Annotated in this window: 26 protein-coding genes; 4 read left to right on the plus strand and 22 right to left on the minus strand. The window is 41.9% G+C overall.

Annotation, left to right across the window (positions count from 1 at the left end; translation table 11 throughout):
* Positions 1 to 146: 146 nt before the first annotated feature.
* From LQ247_RS08865 to LQ247_RS08880, 4 genes are all read right to left on the minus strand, one after another.
* Positions 147 to 1355 (minus strand): CynX/NimT family MFS transporter, encoded by a 1209-nt coding sequence (locus LQ247_RS08865; protein ID WP_101561113.1) that lies wholly within the window; start codon positions 1353 to 1355, stop codon positions 147 to 149.
* Complete coding sequence (locus LQ247_RS08870; protein WP_231005905.1) at positions 1352 to 2044, minus strand: FadR/GntR family transcriptional regulator; 693 nt, start codon at positions 2042 to 2044, stop codon at positions 1352 to 1354. The genes LQ247_RS08865 and LQ247_RS08870 overlap by 4 nt, the downstream gene beginning before the upstream one ends.
* Positions 2045 to 2408: 364 nt before the next feature.
* Complete coding sequence (locus tag LQ247_RS08875; RefSeq protein WP_039072867.1) at positions 2409 to 2978, minus strand: flavin reductase family protein; 570 nt, start codon at positions 2976 to 2978, stop codon at positions 2409 to 2411.
* A gap of 241 nt (positions 2979 to 3219) precedes the next feature.
* Positions 3220 to 4065, minus strand: coding sequence for a MerR family transcriptional regulator (locus LQ247_RS08880; protein WP_231005907.1), 846 nt, complete (start codon positions 4063 to 4065; stop codon positions 3220 to 3222).
* A gap of 374 nt (positions 4066 to 4439) precedes the next feature.
* Between LQ247_RS08880 and LQ247_RS08885 the strand changes: the two genes are divergently transcribed.
* Positions 4440 to 4589: a hypothetical protein gene (locus LQ247_RS08885; RefSeq protein ID WP_231005909.1), complete on the plus strand. Its 150-nt coding sequence runs from the start codon at positions 4440 to 4442 to the stop codon at positions 4587 to 4589.
* A gap of 79 nt (positions 4590 to 4668) precedes the next feature.
* Here the strand turns inward: LQ247_RS08885 and LQ247_RS08890 are convergent, their stop codons facing one another.
* The 14 genes from LQ247_RS08890 to LQ247_RS08955 form a co-directional block, all read right to left on the minus strand.
* Positions 4669 to 6099: an MBL fold metallo-hydrolase gene (locus LQ247_RS08890; RefSeq protein WP_231005911.1), complete on the minus strand. Its 1431-nt coding sequence runs from the start codon at positions 6097 to 6099 to the stop codon at positions 4669 to 4671.
* A gap of 55 nt (positions 6100 to 6154) precedes the next feature.
* Entirely contained in the window at positions 6155 to 7354 is a 1200-nt protein-coding gene (locus LQ247_RS08895; protein ID WP_231005914.1) for an NAD(P)/FAD-dependent oxidoreductase, read from the minus strand.
* A 158-nt stretch (positions 7355 to 7512) separates the two neighbouring features.
* Positions 7513 to 8157, minus strand: coding sequence for a response regulator (locus LQ247_RS08900; RefSeq protein WP_224146145.1), 645 nt, complete (start codon positions 8155 to 8157; stop codon positions 7513 to 7515).
* Entirely contained in the window at positions 8154 to 9221 is a 1068-nt protein-coding gene (locus LQ247_RS08905; RefSeq protein ID WP_101561118.1) for a PAS domain-containing sensor histidine kinase, read from the minus strand. The genes LQ247_RS08900 and LQ247_RS08905 overlap by 4 nt, the downstream gene beginning before the upstream one ends.
* 13 nt (positions 9222 to 9234) lie before the next feature.
* Positions 9235 to 9579, minus strand: a complete 345-nt coding sequence (locus LQ247_RS08910; protein ID WP_105980217.1) for a thioredoxin family protein — start codon at positions 9577 to 9579, stop codon at positions 9235 to 9237.
* 21 nt (positions 9580 to 9600) lie between these two features.
* Positions 9601 to 10383: a sulfite exporter TauE/SafE family protein gene (locus LQ247_RS08915; protein WP_105980215.1), complete on the minus strand. Its 783-nt coding sequence runs from the start codon at positions 10381 to 10383 to the stop codon at positions 9601 to 9603.
* Between the two features lie 53 nt (positions 10384 to 10436).
* Entirely contained in the window at positions 10437 to 10664 is a 228-nt protein-coding gene (locus LQ247_RS08920) for a sulfurtransferase TusA family protein (RefSeq protein WP_023855297.1), read from the minus strand.
* Between the two features lie 31 nt (positions 10665 to 10695).
* Positions 10696 to 11826 (minus strand): MBL fold metallo-hydrolase, encoded by a 1131-nt coding sequence (locus tag LQ247_RS08925; protein WP_231005916.1) that lies wholly within the window; start codon positions 11824 to 11826, stop codon positions 10696 to 10698.
* Between the two features lie 70 nt (positions 11827 to 11896).
* Positions 11897 to 12475, minus strand: coding sequence for a sulfurtransferase TusA family protein (locus LQ247_RS08930; protein ID WP_075213049.1), 579 nt, complete (start codon positions 12473 to 12475; stop codon positions 11897 to 11899).
* 93 nt (positions 12476 to 12568) lie between these two features.
* Positions 12569 to 13051, minus strand: a complete 483-nt coding sequence (locus tag LQ247_RS08935; RefSeq protein ID WP_020452325.1) for a DsrE/DsrF/DrsH-like family protein — start codon at positions 13049 to 13051, stop codon at positions 12569 to 12571.
* 166 nt (positions 13052 to 13217) lie between these two features.
* Positions 13218 to 13478 carry a metal-sensitive transcriptional regulator gene (locus LQ247_RS08940; RefSeq protein ID WP_009327831.1) on the minus strand — a complete coding sequence of 87 codons (261 nt, stop codon included), beginning with the start codon at positions 13476 to 13478 and terminating at the stop codon, positions 13218 to 13220.
* A gap of 463 nt (positions 13479 to 13941) precedes the next feature.
* The gene (locus tag LQ247_RS08945) at positions 13942 to 14538 is read right to left on the minus strand and encodes a class I SAM-dependent methyltransferase (RefSeq protein ID WP_035338406.1); all 597 of its coding nucleotides are present in this window, start codon (positions 14536 to 14538) and stop codon (positions 13942 to 13944) included.
* Positions 14539 to 14581: 43 nt separating this feature from the next.
* Entirely contained in the window at positions 14582 to 15289 is a 708-nt protein-coding gene (locus LQ247_RS08950) for a DNA alkylation repair protein (protein ID WP_035338407.1), read from the minus strand.
* A gap of 255 nt (positions 15290 to 15544) precedes the next feature.
* The gene (locus LQ247_RS08955) at positions 15545 to 15664 is read right to left on the minus strand and encodes a hypothetical protein (RefSeq protein ID WP_315897772.1); all 120 of its coding nucleotides are present in this window, start codon (positions 15662 to 15664) and stop codon (positions 15545 to 15547) included.
* 235 nt (positions 15665 to 15899) lie between these two features.
* On the opposite strand from LQ247_RS08955, the gene LQ247_RS22295 reads away from it, so the two are divergent.
* Positions 15900 to 15944: an erythromycin resistance leader peptide gene (locus tag LQ247_RS22295; protein WP_105980607.1), complete on the plus strand. Its 45-nt coding sequence runs from the start codon at positions 15900 to 15902 to the stop codon at positions 15942 to 15944.
* A 276-nt stretch (positions 15945 to 16220) separates the two neighbouring features.
* Positions 16221 to 17084 (plus strand): 23S ribosomal RNA methyltransferase Erm, encoded by an 864-nt coding sequence (gene erm, locus LQ247_RS08960; RefSeq protein ID WP_231005918.1) that lies wholly within the window; start codon positions 16221 to 16223, stop codon positions 17082 to 17084.
* A gap of 85 nt (positions 17085 to 17169) precedes the next feature.
* Here erm and LQ247_RS08965 read toward each other — a convergent pair whose 3' ends face one another.
* From LQ247_RS08965 to LQ247_RS08980, 4 genes are all read right to left on the minus strand, one after another.
* Positions 17170 to 17559, minus strand: a complete 390-nt coding sequence (locus LQ247_RS08965) for a tautomerase family protein (protein ID WP_035338409.1) — start codon at positions 17557 to 17559, stop codon at positions 17170 to 17172.
* A gap of 584 nt (positions 17560 to 18143) precedes the next feature.
* Positions 18144 to 18701: a 6-phospho-3-hexuloisomerase gene (gene hxlB, locus LQ247_RS08970; RefSeq protein WP_023855326.1), complete on the minus strand. Its 558-nt coding sequence runs from the start codon at positions 18699 to 18701 to the stop codon at positions 18144 to 18146.
* Positions 18702 to 18703: 2 nt separating this feature from the next.
* Entirely contained in the window at positions 18704 to 19330 is a 627-nt protein-coding gene (gene hxlA, locus LQ247_RS08975) for a 3-hexulose-6-phosphate synthase (RefSeq protein WP_003183787.1), read from the minus strand.
* A 185-nt stretch (positions 19331 to 19515) separates the two neighbouring features.
* Positions 19516 to 19863, minus strand: a complete 348-nt coding sequence (locus tag LQ247_RS08980) for a winged helix-turn-helix transcriptional regulator (protein WP_003183789.1) — start codon at positions 19861 to 19863, stop codon at positions 19516 to 19518.
* A gap of 279 nt (positions 19864 to 20142) precedes the next feature.
* On the opposite strand from LQ247_RS08980, the gene desE reads away from it, so the two are divergent.
* Entirely contained in the window at positions 20143 to 21201 is a 1059-nt protein-coding gene (gene desE / locus LQ247_RS08985) for a fatty acid desaturase DesE (RefSeq protein ID WP_020452331.1), read from the plus strand.
* The last annotated feature ends 13 nt before the right edge of the window (positions 21202 to 21214 follow it).

Below are 21214 nucleotides of genomic sequence, written 5' to 3' on the forward strand. Positions count from 1 at the left end.
CCATAAGTTCCGGCTTCCCTTTTATTTCACCAGGCCCTCAACCTAGCTATTGCAATTGATTTGACTTACACCAATTCAAGTTATTTTTATTTATTCTGGGCAGTTCATGAGCTCTTTCAGCAAGAGCTTTGCTGAAACAGAGCCCTTTATACCGTTTGATTTTTTGACGCGCCCAGACCGAATATGAACAGCAGAATGCTGACCATAAGCAACAGTAATATTGGGAGATTCCAGCTTGCCGTGACATCATGGAGCAAACCAAACAAGGTCGGTCCTGTTGCAGCCAGCAAATATCCGACAGATTGGGACATACCAGACAAAGAAGCCGCATCGGTGGCATCTTTCGTCCGCAAGCTTAAAAAGATCATAGCCAAACTGAACGCACATCCCCCAGCAATTCCGAGTAAAATTGTCCATAATAAAATAAGTGCATTATCGCCGAAATAAAGGCCACCTAATGAAACAAAAAACAGGACAGTCATGATGACAACCAGCAAACGCTGGTTCTTCATGCGTCCCGCAACGATTGGTACGATGAATGATACGGGAAGTGAAGCGAATTGAAACAACGATAGCATCCAGCCAGCGCTGTCTTCATTCAAGCCCCGGCTTGTCATGACTTCAGGTAACCAAGCGATCAATACATAGAAAAGCAAAGACTGCAATCCCATAAAAAGTGTAATTATCCATGCCAACGGTGAACGCCACAGACTTCGCCGCGTCGACGCACCGCTAGTTGTTATTCCGGCTGACGCGTGACTCGCCCGCGCTTTAGGAAACCAGAATAGTGCGGCTATCAGAGCGAGCAGACCCCAGATTCCAAGTGCGCCATTCCAGCCAAAACCGAGATTGCGGGCGAGCGGGACGCTTACACCGGAGGCTATCGCACCGCATAAATTCATCGATACTGAATACAGTCCTGTCATCAAACCGACATTATGAGAAAAATCCCGTTTAACCAGACCTGGAATTAGCACGTTGCACACCGCAATCGCAAGCCCAAGCAAAACGGTGCCTGCAAACAAAGGAACTGTTGCGGACAGAGAGCGGACAGCGATACCTATCATGAGCAGAACCAATGCATAAAGTATAATCCGTTCCATCCCGAAGCGGCGCGCCAAGATAGGTGCGAAGGGGGAAAGAAGCGAGAAAGCAAGCAACGGCAATGTCGTGAGCAAGCCTGCCGCAGTATTTGATAATCCAAGGGACTCGCGAATCGAACCTACCAGTGGGCCTACCGATGTCAGCGGTGACCGCATCGTTAGTGAAATAAGGACAATGCCTATGATGATCGGCAAACTCAATGAGAACGAAAGCTTTGCCTCAGTTGGCTTTGTACCACTTTGTACGCTCATAGCCGCTCCCCCTCTTCACCGGCAATAACATCCTTCGATTCCCCGATATAGCGATGAACTGCTTCCACGGCACGAGCAGCGTTTTGACCAACAATCGCTTCGACCAGTTGACGGTGCATTTCCAAGAAATCCGCATCTACTTCATAACGGGTCAGGCTTGTGATCGAATCTTGTAACGCTTCGGCGATATGGCTGTATATTTCAATCAATATTTCATTATGAGATGCCTTGACAATATTTTGATGCAGATCAATATCGGCCGCTACAAAGCTATCAATGTCACCGAGTTCTGCCGCTGCCTCGCAGCGTTCCAGCAGAAGAAGAAGGTCGCGCGCCTCGTCATCGGTTCTGCGTTGTGCAGCAAGATGAGCTCCCTCTCGTTCGAGTGCATATCGAACTTCTAATGTTTGCAGCGTATCTGATCGCAAAATGCGTTTTTTCAACACGGCTCCCAAGGCACTTGAAGAGCAGACATAAGTTCCGTCACCTTGTTTCGTCTTCAAGAGTCCCGCATGTATCAATGCCCGAATTGCTTCCCTTAATGTATTGCGGCTAACATTCAACTCGTTCATCAACTCCGGCTCGGCAGGAATGCGCATCCCGACACCCCACTTACCAGATTCGATCATACTTTCTATTTGTATTGCGACTTGCTCAACCAGCGTCTGCCGGTTTGTTTTCTGAAGCATGTGTCTATCCTCCTGTAATGCATTTATCAAACATAGGATGTTTGGTTATTTGGAATTTTATCATGCCTATGAAATTAAGACAACAAAAGCAACTTAATAATAGGATTAATGAAGATGAATTTTAACTTGCAATTTTCCCAAAACAAAAACAGATAGTCTGCAAATGGAAATTTAAATACCTTTTGGAGGGTAAAATGAATTGAGCCTTAGAAATATAAAAAGACCGCAAAGCCTTCTTAAAGAGAAGCGTTGCGGTCTTTGGTCTCTTTTTTACTTCGTATAAGTCAATGAGTTCCAGCGGAGTCCGCTGCAGATACATTCATTGATTGGTTTCCTCTACTCTATGCGGAGAAACCTGAATGTTTCAATCAGTTTTGGGATAAAAAACGTGTTGACGCTCCTCTGCTTGACTATTTAATATTCGATAGCTGGCCCCTCCAATATGAAGCGGAACATCCAATTTCTCTAAATTCGGCATACCATTTTTTAAGAAAAGCTCTTGATCTTGATATCTCTGTAAAACTTCTCCCGCAATCCACTCTTGATCGCCTAAAGTGGAAACACTGTGTACTTTACACTCATAAGCGAAATACGCATCAGTTAAAATCGGTATCTCAGCTTTTAGTCCTTCTTCGTATTGAATATGAAATGCTTCAAACTTATTTAAATCTCTGCCGCTATGGGTGCCTAATGCTTGAATGAGTTCCGAACATCTCCCCGGAAGAAAATTCACACCGAAAACGCCGCTTTTCTCAATCAATTTGTAAGTATATGTCTCTTTATTTATCGATATCCCATACATTCCGGGAGAAGATCCAATATACGTATGCCACCCGGAAGCCATTGCGTTTTTTTCACCTTTATATTGAGCCGTAACGACAGCTACCATTCCAGGGTAAGCGTACCAAATGGGTTCATCTATCGGTGCTCTCATCTTCATCGCTCCTTTTGTTTTAGATTCATTAAATTTGAGAGGCACACATCTAAGTCGCCAGGTACTTCTTCAGATGAACCATTCGTTTAGAATTTAATAAATGGGCTTCCAGCAGGCTTTTTGGCATGAGTAACCGAAGCGTCTTATTTTCTGCCATTTTTATACATCCTCCCTTTCGAATATTCATCAGAACGATGCATAAATCATAAACCCTATAGCAACTATAGGGTCAAGGGGATTGTTATTTTTTCCGCACTCTAAATTCTGTGAGGAAGTCTTCTTCTTTTAATGAGTTATAGCTATTTGGAAAAGAAACTTGATATACTTTTCCATCCGTTTGAATACCATGTGATTCAATAAAATGGTACAGTTTTTGATAGTAGTCAAAATAATTTGTTGCCGTGCAATCAAATGAAATACATACATATTCGCCGGATGGGATTGTATCTAACCTCATGTTTTGTTCCCCTGTATCTATCTTTACTCCATCATAAATCGTCGTATAAACGCTGTTGCAATAAATGTCACCGGAATCTTTATAAGGCTTTAAATCATAAATCAGTCCATAATAGTTATCAACGATATCTCCACTTTCTTCAAGAACTTCAGCCAATTTTCGGTAGTACAAATCTGATTGGTCATGAGGATTCACTTGAGGTGCCGTTGCTTTTAAAATGGTTTGGCCTCCTATATGTCGAACATAAACCAGACCTTCTTCTTTTTTAGTGCGGATCTCCAATTGTTCATTAAGCTGGTTCTTTCTTCTTTGAAGCAATTGCCTGGCACATTCGAGTCTTTCCATCTCACGCTCAATCACGCTTTCTTGCTCCTCAAGAAAGGCTTGCATCAGTTCGGGGGTACATGTATGTGAGATCATGCGCTTAATTTCTCCCAACGGCGTTTTAATAGATTTGAGATATTTTATAATATCTAAATAAAAGAACTGCTTAACATGGTAATATCGATAGCCATTATCCCGGTCTGTGCATTGAGGCTTGAAAATTCCGATCTTATCATAATAGCGTAATGTTTGAATGGAAATGTTATTTAGACGGGCTGTTTCCCCGATTGAAAAATATTCCTTCATTAATCTCATCCTTTCTTTTTAGTTTCTATTCTTTATGTTCATGGTTCTTCTGATCACCGAAATGCGAATGGAAATTAACCACATTATAGCAATTTCGCGGTCGATGGAGTGTATATAAGTCTTGAATATAGCCGTATTCTCAGGGATTGTGCTGGAAAAAACAACAGATATGCGACATACTAAGCCATCTCCAAGTGCAATGTTTAATCCGCCACCTGAACTTGTATACAGATCATGACCATAAACTCTCCCTGAACGGTCTCTTTATCCGTACAAAACGAATAACCGTCGAGTGGCAACGAAATCACCCTTACGATGTCCTCAGGATCGGAAAACGAAAGCTTCATCGTCACCAGCAAGTTCAGGTATGAAACTTGAAAAGTGAATCATACATCGACATCCATAAGGAGAGAGAAAAAGAAGTCATCGTCGGCCATGATTCGAAGGAAGATAAAACGCGAAGAAGCGGGGCTGTGGAAATGTTTCAGAGGTTTGATCGGACGGAGAAGGAAAAGCGGAAATAATATCAGTCAGAGGCCGGGAGTAAGACAATATCGGCCTCTTGACTCTTTATTCCATGACTTGAGCAGAAATTTTCTTTCATTAAAATCCGCTGCAAGGGGTTGAAATGGCAAGACCGTCTTTCTGCCATTGGACAATGCCGCCGCTCAAACTCAAAACTTGTTTGAAACCGCCGTTAGCTTGCAGGATGCTGGCCCCTATTGCAGATCGGGCTCCGGAATGGCATTGCACAAGGATTGGACAGTCTTTTCTAATGTCATCCAGACGTTCTTGAAGCGTTCCCAACATGATGTGTTGTGCATTCGGAATATGACCTTCCTGCCATTCAGTCAGATTGCGAACATCAAGCACGTGCACGAATCCGTCATCGACTAATTTTGCGATTTCAGGTGGTGTAATCTCCGCGTACGATTCAAGTGAAAAAGCACCGCTTGCCAGGATTTTGTCCTGATCTATAATCCCTGCCGCATTGTCAATGCCCACAGAGCGCAGCGCTTCCAGGAGTTCGTTCACTTCGGCCGGATTCGTTATGAAGTACACAGGACGATTGTAGTCGATGAGCCAGCCCGCCCAGTTCGTAAACGCCTTGTTGAATGGAATATTGATTGTGCCTTTGATATGCCCTTCAGCAAATTCTCGGGAAGGGCGGGTATCCACAATCTGCTCTTTTCCCTGCAAATCTTTCACTTGTTCAATCGACGTAATCTCTGGAACAGCAGAAAGATCTTTGAGCAATGCAGGACCTTCTTTATTTACTCGTTTCATCACAGCGAAATACTTTGGCGGTTCAGGTTGTCCGTCAAGCAAGGCTTTAACAAATTCTTCTTCATCGGTGTATGCCATTGCCCAGTTAAACATCTTTTCGTAGCCGACAGTCGTAGTTGGAATGGCTCCCAATGCCTTGCCGCAAGCGCTGCCTGCGCCATGAGCCGGCCAAACCTGCAAGTAATCCGGGAGTTGTTTAAACGTTCCGAGGGACTTGAACATCTCTATTGCCCCCGATTCTGACGTTCCTTTGATCCCCGCCGCTTTTTCGAGCAAATCGGGTCTGCCGATGTCGCCCACAAAGACGAAATCTCCTGTAAAGATGCCGATAGGACGATCCGCATTTCCTCCGCCGTCCGTCAACAGGAAGGAAATGCTTTCCGGGGTATGGCCGGGAGTATGCATAACCTCAAACATCAGGTTTCCGATGGAAAAGCGATCGCCGTCTTTTACAAGTTGATGGTTCAATTCATCGACATATTGGTATTTCCAGTCTGCGTCTCCTTCATCGGAAAGATACAGCTTCGCTTGATGTGTAGCGCCGAGTTCGCGAGCGCCGGAAACAAAGTCGGCGTGAATATGGGTTTCTGCGGCCGCTGTGATGTTTAGCCCTTCATCTTCGGCTGCTTGCAAATATGGTTTCAGATTGCGGCCGGGATCAATGACAATCGCCTCCCCTGTTTTTTGGCAGCCAACCAGATAGGATGCATGGGCTAGTTTTTCATCGTAAAAATAGCGCAATAACATGTTGTATTCCCCCTCTTGAAACATTTATCGGAATATATCCTTTTTTGAGTTCGCATCACATCAGTCCTTTTAACATGCCATTCCAATACATGATGGGCAGCAATCTTCTTTTTAACAGGTACATGCTGAATCGTTCCTTGGACTGATCAAATGGAAACGTTTCTTGCGGCACCTTGTGATAGTCAAACTCGGCCAGCACGAGTTTGTTGTATCCTGTAACCAAGGGGCACGAGGTATATCCATCGTACTTTGCATCTAATGATAATCCTTTGATCAAGGACAACAGATTTCGCACCACAACCGGAGCCTGTTTACGAACTGCAGCTCCTGTTTTGGACGTCGGCAGGTTGGCACAGTCACCAATTCCGAAAACATTGGCAAACTTTTTGTGCTGCAGAGTGTACGGATCAACATCGACCCAGCCGCCGGCATCCGCCAATGCACTTTCTTTGATGAATAGAGGCGCTTTCATCGGCGGCGTCACATGAAGAAGATCATATGCTAATACTTCCTGCTCTCCCGTATCCAAGTTTTCGAACAAGGCTTCTTTTGAATCAGGCCGAATTTCGATTAGATTTCTCTTGTACATCGTTTGGATATCCTTGCGCCGGACGACTTTTTCGAGCGCATTTGCGTATTTGGGGGCATCAAAAATGGTTGATTTCGCCGATGCAAAAATCATGTCCGATTGATTGCGAACATTTGACTTGCGAAAATAGTCGTCTGCTAAGTACATAATTTTTTGCGGAGCTCCCCCGCATTTCACGGGAGAATCAGGATGAGTGAAAATGGCGGTTCCGCCTTTGAAATTGCGGATATTTTCCCAAGTGCTGTCTACCGTATGATATGAATAGTTGCTGCAAACCCCGTTTTTTCCAACCGCATCTTTCAAACCTTTGACCCCGGCCCAATCGATTTGCAAACCGGCTGCTGCCACGAGATAATCGTAGGATACGACCGTTCCTTGTTTTGTAAGAAGTGTGTTCTGATTCGGCCGAAACTCCGTTACAGCATCGCCGATCAAGTCTACCCCGGCAGGAATCAGGGAAGCTAAATCGCGCTCGGACTCTTCCTTCTTCGCTGCGCCGCCTCCGACTAATGTCCACAAAGGCTGGTAGTAGTGCTTTGTTTGCGGGTCAATGATGGCAATTTGTCCTTTGAGTTTTTTAGAAGCCCGGACGAGACGGGCGGCGACAGAGATGCCAGCAGTCCCTGCTCCTACAATGACAATGGTATAACGAGCTTGTCTTGCCATAGTCAACCACCTTTTGTTTTAAAAAGTTGCTGTTTGTCTTAAAGATGTGTCTCTCGTTTTTTAAGTTACCATCCATCTTCCTTTTTTTGTATAGGGGAACTCCCCTACTTTTATTTGAGCCCCGTCTTCCCAAGCTGACAAGGTTAAGAGGTAGTATGTTAGAACGTCAGATCGAGATATTTGTTTTTGATCGCATATTGGATTAATTCGTGTTTCGAGTCCAGTTTTAATTTCTGCATCATATTTGTTTTATGATTTTCGACGGTTTTGACACTGATTGAGAGTTTATCGGCAATCTCCTTATTGGCATAACCCAGCACAATGAATCTGAGAATCTCCTTTTCGCGAACAGTTAAAACAGAAGGCGGCTTTTGGGAATCTGAATTCAGCCATTGATCAATGATGTCTGGCGATACAGATGTCTTGTAGAAGAGATTGCCCCTGTACACTTCGACAATTGCCTGATAAAGCAACTGATAATGACTGTTTTTTAAAACGTATCCATGGGCCCCCGCCTCTATCGCTTTTTGGATAAAAATTTCTTCATCATGCATGGTCAAAATCACGATTTTAACAGAAGGGTTCATCTTTCGGATCGCAGTGCTCGCTGTGAATCCGTCCACCCCGTTTGGCATCGACAAATCCATCAGCACGACATCCGGCTTCAACTGTCCGGCGCTAAGAACGGCTTCGTTGCCATTATTGCTTTCTCCCGCAATCTCAATTCCAGAAAAGCCTTCCAAAAGGACACGGATGCCCTTGCGAATCATCATGTGGTCATCGACCAGCAATACCCTGATCACTCCCCCTTCCCCTCCTTGTCCTGTACTTTCACTTTAATCGTCGTTCCTCTCTGAAGTGCAGAGTGAATTCGAAGACTTCCATCCATCTGATCGACTCTCTCTTTCATATGTTTGAACCCCAGGCCTTCCTCTGTCAGCCCGCGTTCAAAACCAATGCCATCGTCCTGAATGATCAAAACGAGCTCGCCGTCTTCTTTGTGCAGTATGACTTCAATAAGTGTCGCCTGCGAATATTTCAGGGCATTATGCAGCGCCTCCTGAATAATTCGGTACAAATTGATTTCAAAAATCGGCAGCAAGCGATTGCTGACATTGCTTGAGGCAAACGTAATAGAAACATCCTGATGCGTCTTGTTTAAGCTGGACACAAGGTGCTCGACAGCAGGAATCAGCCCCAGCTGATCGAGACTGTGCGGCCGCAGCTGGAGAGCGTAGAGCTTGACATCTTGGATCGCCTTTTCCAATTCATCGATGATTTCCTGCATGTACTCTCTAAATGTTTCTTCCTGCTCCATGCGCGATTGAATCGCTTGAATACCTACTGAAACCGAATAAAGCGATTGCCCTACGCCATCGTGCAGTTCCTGGGCCAGCCGCTTGTGTTCGTTTTCCTGAGTTTCTAGCGTTTTTTGCAGAACAAGCTTGGAGATCCGCGCTTCCTCTTCCTTTTTCTTTATCGTTAAATCTTTCAGAACCAAAAGAACTTCCATTTGATCGCCGTTTTCAGAAATGACAGCCGTACTCATCTCCATGTCGACGAATCGCCCTTCATAGGTGGGCATCGAAGAAAGAAAATAAGGAACTTCCCGCTTGGCCAGCAAATAACAACGCGCTTCTCCCGCTTCCAATTTTCTCGTTTGGCAGTAGGAACAATACGGAACCTTGTCCCCTAATTTCCATCCCGTCATCTTCTCTGCGGACGGGTTCATCACCAGAATTCTGCGTTCCTGATCCATCATGATGATTCCATCCTGCAAGTGGTCGAAGATCTGCCTTAAATAGCCGCTTTCCATTGAGATTCCTTCTTCTTTATACCGTTCAAAAAAAGTCGGTTTTTGACACATCATGGCCCCTCCCTCAGCTATCTATTACCTCGTACAACTGATAGATTCTTTTTAGCTTCTGTTCAAGCTGTTCAAAATGAACAAAACGCGCTTCTCTTAGACATTCGGTTCCCTCAATAAACAAAAGAAGCACAGGAACTGTGAAAACTGAAAACCTGCCGGCAACCTCCTCCACTATGTCAGCATTTATATGTCCTAATTTGATCTTTGGAAAGCGGGCCAACAGCGCTCTAAGCTGAGGCAGAACAGCGTGACAGACTGTGCATTGAGGTCTTGATATATATATAAAACTTAATTGATGATCAGTTATAAATTTCTCAATTGACACCATTGAAGTTAGTTCTACAGCCTCTTTCATCCAATTCCTCCTTCAAAACGGTCAATACAGTAAGATATCAACCCAAATTTTCACTGTTGTAAGCAAAATAACGAATATCAAAATACCTTGAAGAACTTTAGCATTCACTTTCTTGCCAATGAAAACACCTAGCGGGGATGCAATCAGACTGGCAGCCATTGCAACCAAAGCCGGCACAATGGGCACCTGTCCAATGACGAGCTTTGTAGCTGTTGTTCCAATCGATGAAATAAATGTAACTGCGAGCGATGTTGCGATTGTGATTCGTGTAGGTATTTTTAAAACGACTAACATGAGCGGAACAAGCAGAAAAGCTCCGCCCGCACCGACTATGCCCGAAGCCAAACCGACTGCAAAAGTCATGATTGAGGTTAATATCTTTGGAAAGCGAACGTGATCACTTTGATGAGCTTCTGTTCCTGTCTTTGGAATAAACATCATGATGGCAGCGATAATCGCCAATAATCCGTAAACCAGGTTTATGGTGTCTTCAGAGAAAAAATGTGACCCATAACCACCGATCAGACTGCCGATCAAAATACTTAATCCCATGATGGAGATCAGTTCTTTATTTAAGTAACCGCCTTTCCGGTAAGCCCATACACCGGAAAATGTTGCAACAAAAACCTGGGCTGCGACAATACCTGAAACCTGGTGAGCATTAAAACCTGTAAACCCTAATAACACAGGAATATATAATAATAGAGGGTAATTAATAATTGCCCCGCCGACACCAAGCATTCCGGACATAAAAGAGCCAACAAATCCGATGAAAAATATGAGAAGAATAAAAGAGATGTCCACCGGCTTTCCCCCTTTCCTTCAATAAAAAGGGGAATAGTCCCCCTTTTATCACCTTAACCTTTTTTAAGCCAAAACTTTAGTACACCATCTTCCTCAGTACCTTGAAGCAACTCATGACCGCCTGACTTCGCCCATGCTGTCAGATCACTTTTTGCCCCTTTATCAGTGGCATGTACTTCTAACACTTCTCCGGATTGCAATTCATCCATCGCTTTTTTTGTTTTCACAATTGGCATCGGGCACGCGAATCCTTTAGCATCTATGACTTTATCTGATTTCATGTTTTATCTCTCCCTATCTTCAAATCTATATTCATCCATGAACCGCACAACGGTTTGGTCCAATTTCCATCTCACTTTGTCTGTCAGCATCCGGCATTATTTTGCCCATGTTGGTTTGCCGAATTTCCCGATAGGCATTTGGCTGTGGCGGCAGGTTTTCTGATACAACACGTCTGAACTCATTTTCATACAGATTTAAATCGGCATTCTTTTTATATACATCACTCAGCTTAGCTTGAACCTGCCCTTGATCGCCTAATTCACTGACTGTCGAAAAGTGAGCTGGAAGAACAATCAAGTCACCTGATATTTGTTTGTATTTTTCATGCAACGTGTTACGTAAATCCTCTGCCCAGTCCCCGGCTTTTCCAGCCAAGTCTGGCCGGCCGATTGATTCAACAAATAAAATATCTCCTGTTAACAAATAGTGATTATCAACAATTAAAGATGTGCTTCCGATCGTATGGCCCGGTGAGTAGATAGGCTCCACTTTCATGGTTGTGTTTCCTATCGAAACATCATGACCTTCAATTAACGGTTCATACGAATATTGCACTTCCTCTGCATCTTTTGGCGGCAGGTAGTATGCGGCTCCTGTACGCTCACGCAGTAAACGTCCACCAGAAATATGATCCGCATGTAAATGTGTATCGACCACATGTTTAATTGTAACGTTTCTCTCTTTTGCAAAATCTATATATGCGTCTACAGTACGAGCAGGGTCAACTATAATCGCTTCTCCGTCAGTCTCAATAAAATAGGATAAACAGCCTTTCCCCATTCTTACGAATTGATAGATTGAGCCTCCTTCTTTCAAGTTTCTTATTTTTACTGGATGTAAAAATTCGCTCCACGCCTTCATGCCGCCTTCAAGCGCAAAAACTCTTTCAAAACCGGCATCCACTAAATGCTGTGCAACCATCTCTGAAGACCCTTGTTTGGCACAAACCACTAAAACATCTTGATCTTTAGGAACTTGGCCTGCAATCTTATCTACACCATCAATTAAATCAAAATACGGAACATTTAAATGCTCAACCCGGCTGCCCTCGATTTTCCAATCACTAAAGGCATCTTTATTTCGTACGTCTAAAATAAAAAACGATTCTTTTCTTAATAGCTTTTCGGTTACTTCTTTTGGTGAAATGATTGTAAAGTCCACTTCTAAACCTCCTTAGATTGTTAGCATCTCATTGGCATCATGTTGCAATGGTCGCAACTTTTGCAGCCGTTCAATTTATTGATCCTTTTTCAATAGGCCCTGACCACTCCTCCATTCCCCGCACCACATTTTCAACGTCTTTAAAGCCGTTAGCTGCAAGCTGTTTAGCTGCCAGATCGCTTCTATTACCTGTACGGCAAACAACGTACATTTTCCCGTCTCTATTCAGTTCATTTGCTCTTTTTTCAAGTTCACCTAATGGGATTGAAATCGCTCCTGGAATATGGCCGAGACGGTATTCTGCAGGTTCCCGAACATCAACGACTGTTATCCGTTCTCCCGCCTCTACCTTTTTTTGAAGTTCTTCATTTTGAATCACATAAGGAAACGTTTTTTCTTTCTTTATTTCCGAGTGACCTGCTTTACGAAGAAAATGCTTTAATATATCTCCGTCTTCTGTTGTCCCGAGATACTGGTGGCCGCTTCCTTTTGCCCATGCCTGTATATCAGCAAGAGACCCTTTATCAGTAGCATGCACTTCAATTACCTGCCCCGGTTCTAACTCATTGATGGCCTTTTTCGTTTTTACAACGGGCATTGGACAAGCAAGCCCCTTTGCATCTAACACGCGGTCAGATTTGATGTTCATCAATCATCCCTCCATACTCATTTTCTGTATCACGGTTCCATTTGATCGCTCCGGCAACCAAATTCCTTAAAGCACCGTTTAATTTGGAGACCGTTATATAAATAAATTCACTTTTGCTTCGTTGGCATCCCCGAGATATGCGGCAACTCCTGCATAATCAATACCATCGATAAGTTCTTCTTTTTGCAAGCCTAACAAGTCCATTGTCATTGTACAGGCAACAAGCTTAACTCCTTGTTCTTGGGCCATTTCAATCAGCTGAGGCAGAGACAGCACGCCGTGCTTTTTCATGACATGTTTGATCATTTTAGGCCCGATACCGGCAAAATTCATTTTAGATAATCCGAATTTCTTTGAACCCCGGGGCATCATAAAACCGAATGCTTTTTCAAGCGGCCCTTTCTTTACTGGCACCGGTTCATCTTTTCTTAAAGCGTTAAGGCCCCAAAATGTATGAAAAATTGTTACCTCATGATCATAAGCAGCGGCTCCATTAGCAATAATAAAAGCGGCAATCGCCTTATCTAAGTCACCGCTAAATAAAACAATGGTCGTTTTTTCTTTTTGGTCTGACATTGATCAACTCTCCTATTTTATATACCTATACCCGCATGGGTATATAATAAACTAAAAAAATATAAGTCAGCTTTTTTATACCCTAGAGGGTATAAAAACAGCAAAAAATTTTTCTTTTAACCAGGGGTATATAGAGGCTGTATCATAAACAACAGCCATCTAAACATTATCTGCTTTTAACCAATAAATTAACGGCTTCTTGAATGAGGTCTTCGGTATCTTCTCCTCTTTCGATTTGAAGGCGAACGCATTTCTCCAAGTTGCTGCTTACAACAACACCAATGGCGCGATCTAATGCAGAACGAACCGCTGACATTTGGCTTACAAGCTCTTTGCACTCTTTTCCTTCATCCATCATTTTTAATATCCCTCGAACTTGACCCTCAACTCGTTTGATCCTATTTTTTAATTGATCATCGTATTCCATCAGATTACCTCCCATTTTGATGATAGCATATCATTTTTATCAACAGTTTCGCGAAACCGTTACTATGCGGATATGAACTGTCCTGCATTTCTGTCATATTCGTTAAGAATCCAGCCTGTGATGACTTTTTGTACAAAACAGCCTATCCTACCGGAAGAATATCTCCCATAACATACATATACCCCTATGTGTATAATATACTGAACTGCTGAGGATAAATCAAATTTTAGGCTCCTGTAAGGAAAGGGAAGTATGAATAAGCACTCCTTTAAAATTAAAAAATACAGCGATATCTTCAGCGTCAGGGGCGAAATCGCGAAAGAGCTTGGGATTTCATGAGCTGTGTGTCGCAGATCGCGGATGAAGATGTTTGATGAGCTTTACCGGGCGGAGAAAGAAAAAGGATGCAGAAAAAGCCGGATCGTTTTCCGGCTTCCGCTATTTCATTTCAAAAAACAAGAAATCACTTTGTGCTGCTGGATATAAACATTGAGGCATCTTGATTCATAAAAATACGATGTCCGTGATAGAATGTCTTCATTTCAGTTGATTTAAATCCAACATCGGATAATCTTTTTTTCAATTCTTCGTGCGAAAAACCGCTGTGAACTTTCGGATGTTGAATTTTATCGTTTTGGTCAAAATCAATAATCATGAGCTTTCCGCCATTATTTAAAACACCGAACAATTCTTGTAAAATTTTATCCGTATCCGGAATATGAAGAAGGACGAGTGACATTAAAACGATGTCTGCCTTCAGTTCAGGAGTTTCTTCGGTAAAATCTGAATAAAGCACTTTTGCATTGGCGATTCCTTTGCGAGAAATTTTAGCTTTTGCCGCCTCCAGCATTTGTTTTGATGAATCGACCAACAAAATAGAATGTACTAAATCTGATAATTCTAAACTAATGAGACCCGTACCGCTCCCATAGTCGATTAAAGATTTTGATTGACTATTTCTCAATTCCTGTCTTACTTCATTCACGATCACTTTTGCTAATTCAATTCTTTCTTCTGTATCATATCGTTTTGCCATCTGTTCAAAAACGTTATTTTCCATATTCCACTTCCTATTTATTTTTAGATGGTTTACTAAAACTATGCTAACACCTTACATATTTCCGTTTGAAACCAAGACGGCCTCTATCAATATCCATTTGAATATTTTTGGAAGCATTCAGGATACTGCTTTTTTTCTTGCCTCGCCTGAGTTCGACCGGGCCTACTGCTTTTGCGGTTTCAACCGCCTTTTCATGAAGCGGCAAATATGAAATCGCGACTGTGTAGATAAAGTTATTCATAGCCGATTTTGTTCGATCCGGAGAATCGTGAATCGCCTGTTCCACCTGATCAAGCATACCGGCAATTTTGGTCACATTAAATTCATCGTCCGGTCGATTACCTAAAAGCCAGCAGTAACAGCTCCAGCCTGCCGACATTTTAAGCTCTTCACCGCTTGAGATCCATTTATCAGCAACAGCCTGTGCAAAATCGGTTTCTGCCAAAGTTACGGCAACAACATAATCAGATAGCATATAGAAATACGCCTCATCGATCCAGCGCTCAAAATCCGCTTCAGTCATTGTGATTGGGTCAGCAATAATGCCGGCAAAATACATGGCATCGTAGTTCCCGGTAGCGTAAAGCTGCTGCGCCAAAGGTTGATTTTTCTTGATTTTCTTTGCAAGCGGCTTCATTTTGCCTGTAGCCACACCAAAAAGCGGTTCGTGTGCACCATTCGTTATGTATCTTTTTTTCATATTTTCCGTACCCAGCGCTTCAAGTTCCTTCATAACCGTTTCAAAATCCATGCTTTCACTTCCCTCTGTAAATTAAATTCATTTCTTTGATTCCATTATCATGCTCTTTCGCTTCATCTAATCAATACAAATCAACTTTATTTGTTTTTTGCTCTCCATAAACGGTACATCATAATCCTCATCTTTTTTAGCGGCTGTTTTGTTTCTAAGTCTGATAAAAACTAAATTTCCTCTGCATATCATTTATATTTATTATGTGAAACATTTTAACAAGCAGAAAGGGGTTGTTTTTGACCGCCTTTCCTCTTAGACAAACAGAGAATATATGAAATCGTCAGCGGAAAGCCGATTTTCTCTTACCAAATCCCGGATACCCGGTGTTGAGCGCAGTCTGCGATGCCGTGAGAATGCGAATGACTGATTCAATGTTATTGCACCACTTTTCTATGAGTTATTTACAAATCATAAATATTACGATTTGTATTTTGAATTATAGACAATCACATCTATAATTTCAATGTTAGCAGACTCCTATTCTTAACACTGCCTGGTTAACCCCTGCGATATTCGTAAGGAGAAGAAAATTCCAGCCGTTGACGTTTTCCAAAGAATGCCCTACAATGAGATCGTAACTTTAACTTTTCAGGAGGATTATTAAAAAATGACACACTCAATGAGACTTCGTTTCCCAACTTTGAACCAGTAATTAAATACGTTCAAAGGCTCTGTTTGTGTATGCAGAGTAAACGGGATCAGTCTGTCCTTTTTTAATAATCTTCAATTTGCATATAAAATTTGTAATTTGTAGAAAGGCGGATCGTTCTGCCTTTCTTTTTTGTTTAATCCTTTTTTTCTAACGGCTGAGAAAGGCTTATTTGGTTATGGAAATACCGCGGCTTCATCCTTAAAGGATGGCTCTTCCCTTTACTCTGAATCACAGGCAGACCGCCTGTGATTTTTTATGATGAGAGGAAGAGGAAACATGAAGAAAAAAAATCATAAGTACAGAGGAAAAAAGTTAAACCGCGGGGAATCTCCGAATTTTTCCGGACAGCATTTGATGCATAATAAAAAATTAATTGAAGAAATTGTGGATCGGGCAAATATTAGCATAGACGATACGGTTTTAGAGTTAGGAGCGGGAAAAGGGGCTTTGACAACTGTGCTAAGTCAAAAAGCCGGTAAGGTATTGGCAGTGGAAAACGATTCTAAATTCGTTGATATACTCACACGTAAAACGGCACAGCATTCAAATACGAAAATTATTCATCAAGATATCATGAAGATTCATTTACCAAAAGAAAAGTTTGTGGTGGTCTCTAATATTCCCTATGCCATCACAACCCCCATCATGAAAATGCTTTTGAACAATCCTGCAAGCGGATTTCAAAAAGGGATCATCGTAATGGAAAAAGGGGCTGCTAAACGTTTCACATCAAAATTCATTAAAAATTCCTATGTTTTAGCTTGGAGAATGTGGTTTGATATTGGCATTGTCAGAGAAATATCGAAAGAGCATTTTTCTCCCCCTCCAAAAGTGGACTCGGCAATGGTCAGAATAACACGAAAAAAAGACGCGCCTCTATCACATAAACATTATATTGCGTTTCGGGGACTTGCCGAATACGCGCTAAAGGAGCCGCAAGCCCCTTTCTGTGTTGCTTTACGCGGAATTTTTACCCCGCGTCAAATGAAACACTTAAGAAAAAGTCTAAAAATCAACAATGAAAAAACCGTTGGAACGCTCACCGAAAACCAATGGGCGGTTATTTTTTACACGATGACTCAGTATGTAATGCATCACAAATGGCCAAGAGCAAATAAGCGAAAACCCGGAGAAATATAAAGAAAAAAGCTGCTGACTTCCCGTCAGCAGCTTTAGCTATTTCTGGAGGGATTCAGATGTCCCTGTCAACATTCCTTTTGTCCGCTTACAGCTTTCCAGTTAAAAACTGCGCCTCGCCGAGGCCGAAACTCCAATCGGCATCTCCATTTTCTGTGATGGACACCATGACATCTTCAGGTGAAATGCCGCATCCCGCTTCAAGCTTTTCAGCAAGTAAAGCGTACAATTTCTCTTTTTGGCTTTCCGTTCTTGTTTTACTGGTGATGCTGATCACAACCAGATCCTTCGATCTATTCAATCCCAAACCTGTATCTTGGATGATGAGCTCATTCGCCGGATGCTGATGGACAATTTGATAGCGGTCTTTCTCCGGAACGTTAAACGCTTCTACCATCGCATCGTGTGCGGTATCTAATAATTTTTTTAATGCTTGTTCATCACGGCCTTCTATTAGATCGAAACGTAATAATGGCATTTGTTTATCCCCTTTTTGATCATTTTAAATTTCGTTAGCAAAATAACAAGAAATGATGTCTGTTAACTTGATAAAAACATAACACATAACCAAAATATATTCAATAATTGATCACCTTTTCATCTGCTTTATCAGTATCGAAGATATAAGGTCTGTATTATTAAAAATTAGTTGATACCCGTTCTTTAGGAGATGAGTATGTACATAATAGTTCATCAAAACATGACAATAATATAATCAGAAAACACTTTTTTTGTCTTCCAGTCAAATGAAATCGAATGCGGTTAAGGCGGAAATTACGAAGACCGCCTCCTTCTTTATCAACACTCTACTTATTTCTTAAAAAAAGGATAAGCTTTCTCAACACGAATATGATGAAAATAATAAAAACAAATAAAGGGATAAACCCAACCAAGCTAAAACTTGTAAGCATAATAAGCTCCTTTCTTCATATATCCATTTAGTCCCTGCTCCAGTTTACGTTATCCACATTTTAAAAATATAATATAGATGTAAATGATATATTAAAAACAGATTTGTATACAAAAAAATCACCATCCAAGATTACGGATGGCGATTTTCTATTATTCAAGGTTGGCATGATTTCCATACATGTTATGAGTATTCAGCCCTTTCATTTCCATGATTCGCAATATGATAGCGTCATAATACAATAAAAGAGTCTGTTCAAAAAGCGAGCCCATCGGTTGTATCGTCTGTTTATTGCCTGTCGTTTGATCTTTTGGGGAGCCGGGCAGCTGCAGTATCAGGTCAGATATTTCAGCTATCGGCGAATCTGGAGAGATCGTAACTGTTGCTACAGTGCCTCCGATATCTTTTGCCTTTTCCGCCATATGAAGCAAACTTTCTGTTTTCCCAGATCCCGTGCCCACGATAAGCAAGTCTTTTTCGGTAAATACCGGTGTTACGGTTTCCCCTGTTACAAACGCATTGATCCCCATGTGCATTAATCGCATAGCAAATGATTTCCCCATTAAACCGGAGCGGCCTGCACCGGAAACAAACACTTTTTCAGAAGACAAGATAGTGGATATTAAGTCTTCTATACCTTCCGCTTGATTTTGAGACGTTGCATGATCAAGCTCTGCGATGATCGCTTTTACATAATCATAAGTCTTCATGTTTATTGGATCATCTGCTTCATTTTTGCGGCTGCCGCAGCTTTATCGTCTTGATTTGCAATACCGCCCCCGACAATAACCAAATCAGGTTTTAATTTAACGACTTCGGGCAGTGTGTCTAATTTAATTCCGCCTGCAATAGCCGTTTTAGCGTTTTTCACAACATTTTTAATCGTCATTAAGTCTTCAAATGAATTTTGGCCAATGGCTTGAAGGTCATAACCGGTATGGACACAAATATAATCGACACCAAGCTCATCCAATTCCTTAGCACGCGATTTGATGTCTTTAATCCCAATCATATCCACCAGGATTTTGTTCCCTTGCGCTTTCGCCTCTTCTACAGCGCCTTTAATAGACATATCTTCAGCAGCCCCTAAAATGGTGATGATGTCGGCTCCCGCTTCTGATGCTTTCATCACTTCATACCCCGCCGCATCCATAATTTTAAGGTCTGCCAGCACTTTCAAATTCGGGAAAGCGGCTTTCATCTCTTTCACTGCACGGAGTCCTTCATTTATCACAACCGGCGTACCGATTTCTACAATATCAATGTATTCTTCTACTTCTTTTACTACTTCGATGGCTTCCGGTATATTGACTAAATCTAATGCTAACTGTAATTCCACTTACAATCACTCCTGTTTGAATTAAGAATTCCGCGGATTATTCTTTTCATATTTTGTTACATCAAGAGTATAACAAGGGGAAAATTCCATTAATAGTACGCACTTTTTTTTTACATACTATACTTTTCCTCATATGGTATAGAAAAAGATACTGTCTCCAAAACAGTATCTTAAAGTCAATCATTCTATTCATCATCTTTTGAAAAGTTAGTTTCTATATAATTTTTACCCCATTCATACATCGCCTCTAATATAGGCATTAAACTTTCTCCTTGTTTTGTTAGGGAATATTCAACTTTTGGGGGAACAACCGGATATACTTCCCTATGTACAATATGATCCTCTTCTAATTCACGCAGCTGATTCACCAGCATTCTTTGCGTAATGCCGGGCATCAAAGCTTTTAATTCTCCGAACCTTTTCGTACCTTCTTTTCCTAAAAACCACAAAATCAGCATTTTCCACTTACCGCCGATAATGTTGAGCGTCAGCTCCTTCTCACAATTAAATGTTTTATTTTCCATTCGTGACATATGAATTCTCCCCTTATGAAATGACTAAACAATGAACATCTATCACATCATTGTAAAAGAACTTTGTTTAACTAATCAATCATCGCGTTTTTGTAGCTTCCATTATTCACCATATCATCATGCGGATTTGCCCATCATGTCATTGTCAATCTTCTTATCCATTCGGGTGAAGGAAACATGACAAGTGTCATGTTTGAAGCATGATGTGTGCTACTACAAAGACATCTCTCTGTACCGTAAACTTAACTTAAGACCCATTTATGAGAGGATAACTTTACTATGACTGAACAAACCACCACACACAAACAAAAACAGTTAACAAAACAGGTTGCTGCATTTGCCCAGCCTGATACCAAAAACAGTCTCATTCAGCTCTTCAATACGTTTATTCCTTTCTTCGGACTGTGGTTTCTTGCCTACCTCAGCCTCGATGTCTCCTACCTCCTTACATTAGGAATAACGGTGATTGCCGCAGGGTTTTTGACGAGAATTTTCATTATTTTTCACGACTGCTGCCATCTTTCCTTTTTCAAACAAAAACGCCTTAACCACATTCTCGGCTTTTTGACAGGCGTTCTGACTTTATTTCCTTATCTTCAATGGCAGCACAGCCATTCGATTCATCATGCGACAAGCAGCAACCTAGATAAACGCGGAACAGGCGATATCTGGCTGCTGACGGTAAACGAATATAAAGCCGCACCTCTACGCACAAAAATCGCATACAGACTTTACAGAAATCCGTTTATCATGTTTATTCTCGGACCAATTTATGTCTTTCTGATCACAAACCGCTTTAACAAAAAAGGTGCAAGACGGAAGGAACGTGTGAACACATACCTTACCAACCTTGCAATCGCGGCATTGGCTGCTGTTTGCTGCCTGATCTTTGGCTGGCAATCGTTCTTGCTCGTACAGGGTCCGATCTTTCTGATCTCAGGTTCGATCGGCGTTTGGCTGTTTTATGTTCAGCATACATTTGAAGATTCTTATTTTGAAGCGGATGAAAACTGGAGCTACGTTCAGGCGGCTGTGGAAGGAAGTTCATTTTATAAACTACCGAAACTGCTTCAATGGCTTACAGGCAATATCGGGTACCACCACGTTCACCATCTGAGCCCAAAGGTGCCTAACTATAAACTTGAAATCGCACATGAGCAGCACGAACCACTAAAAAACGTCCCGACCATCACTTTAAAAACAAGCCTGCAATCACTCGCGTTCCGGCTTTGGGATGAAGAAAAAAAGCAGTTTGTAACCTTTCGGGACATGAAACAAACATCTTCCCATCTTCCGCAGGATTCAACGGAAAAACAGAAGCTGCGAAAGAACGCCTGACGATGAGGAGGTC

Origin of the sequence: Bacillus sp. BS3(2021) (assembly GCF_021043345.1) — a bacterium.
Classification (GTDB): Bacteria; Bacillota; Bacilli; order Bacillales; family Bacillaceae; genus Bacillus; species Bacillus paralicheniformis.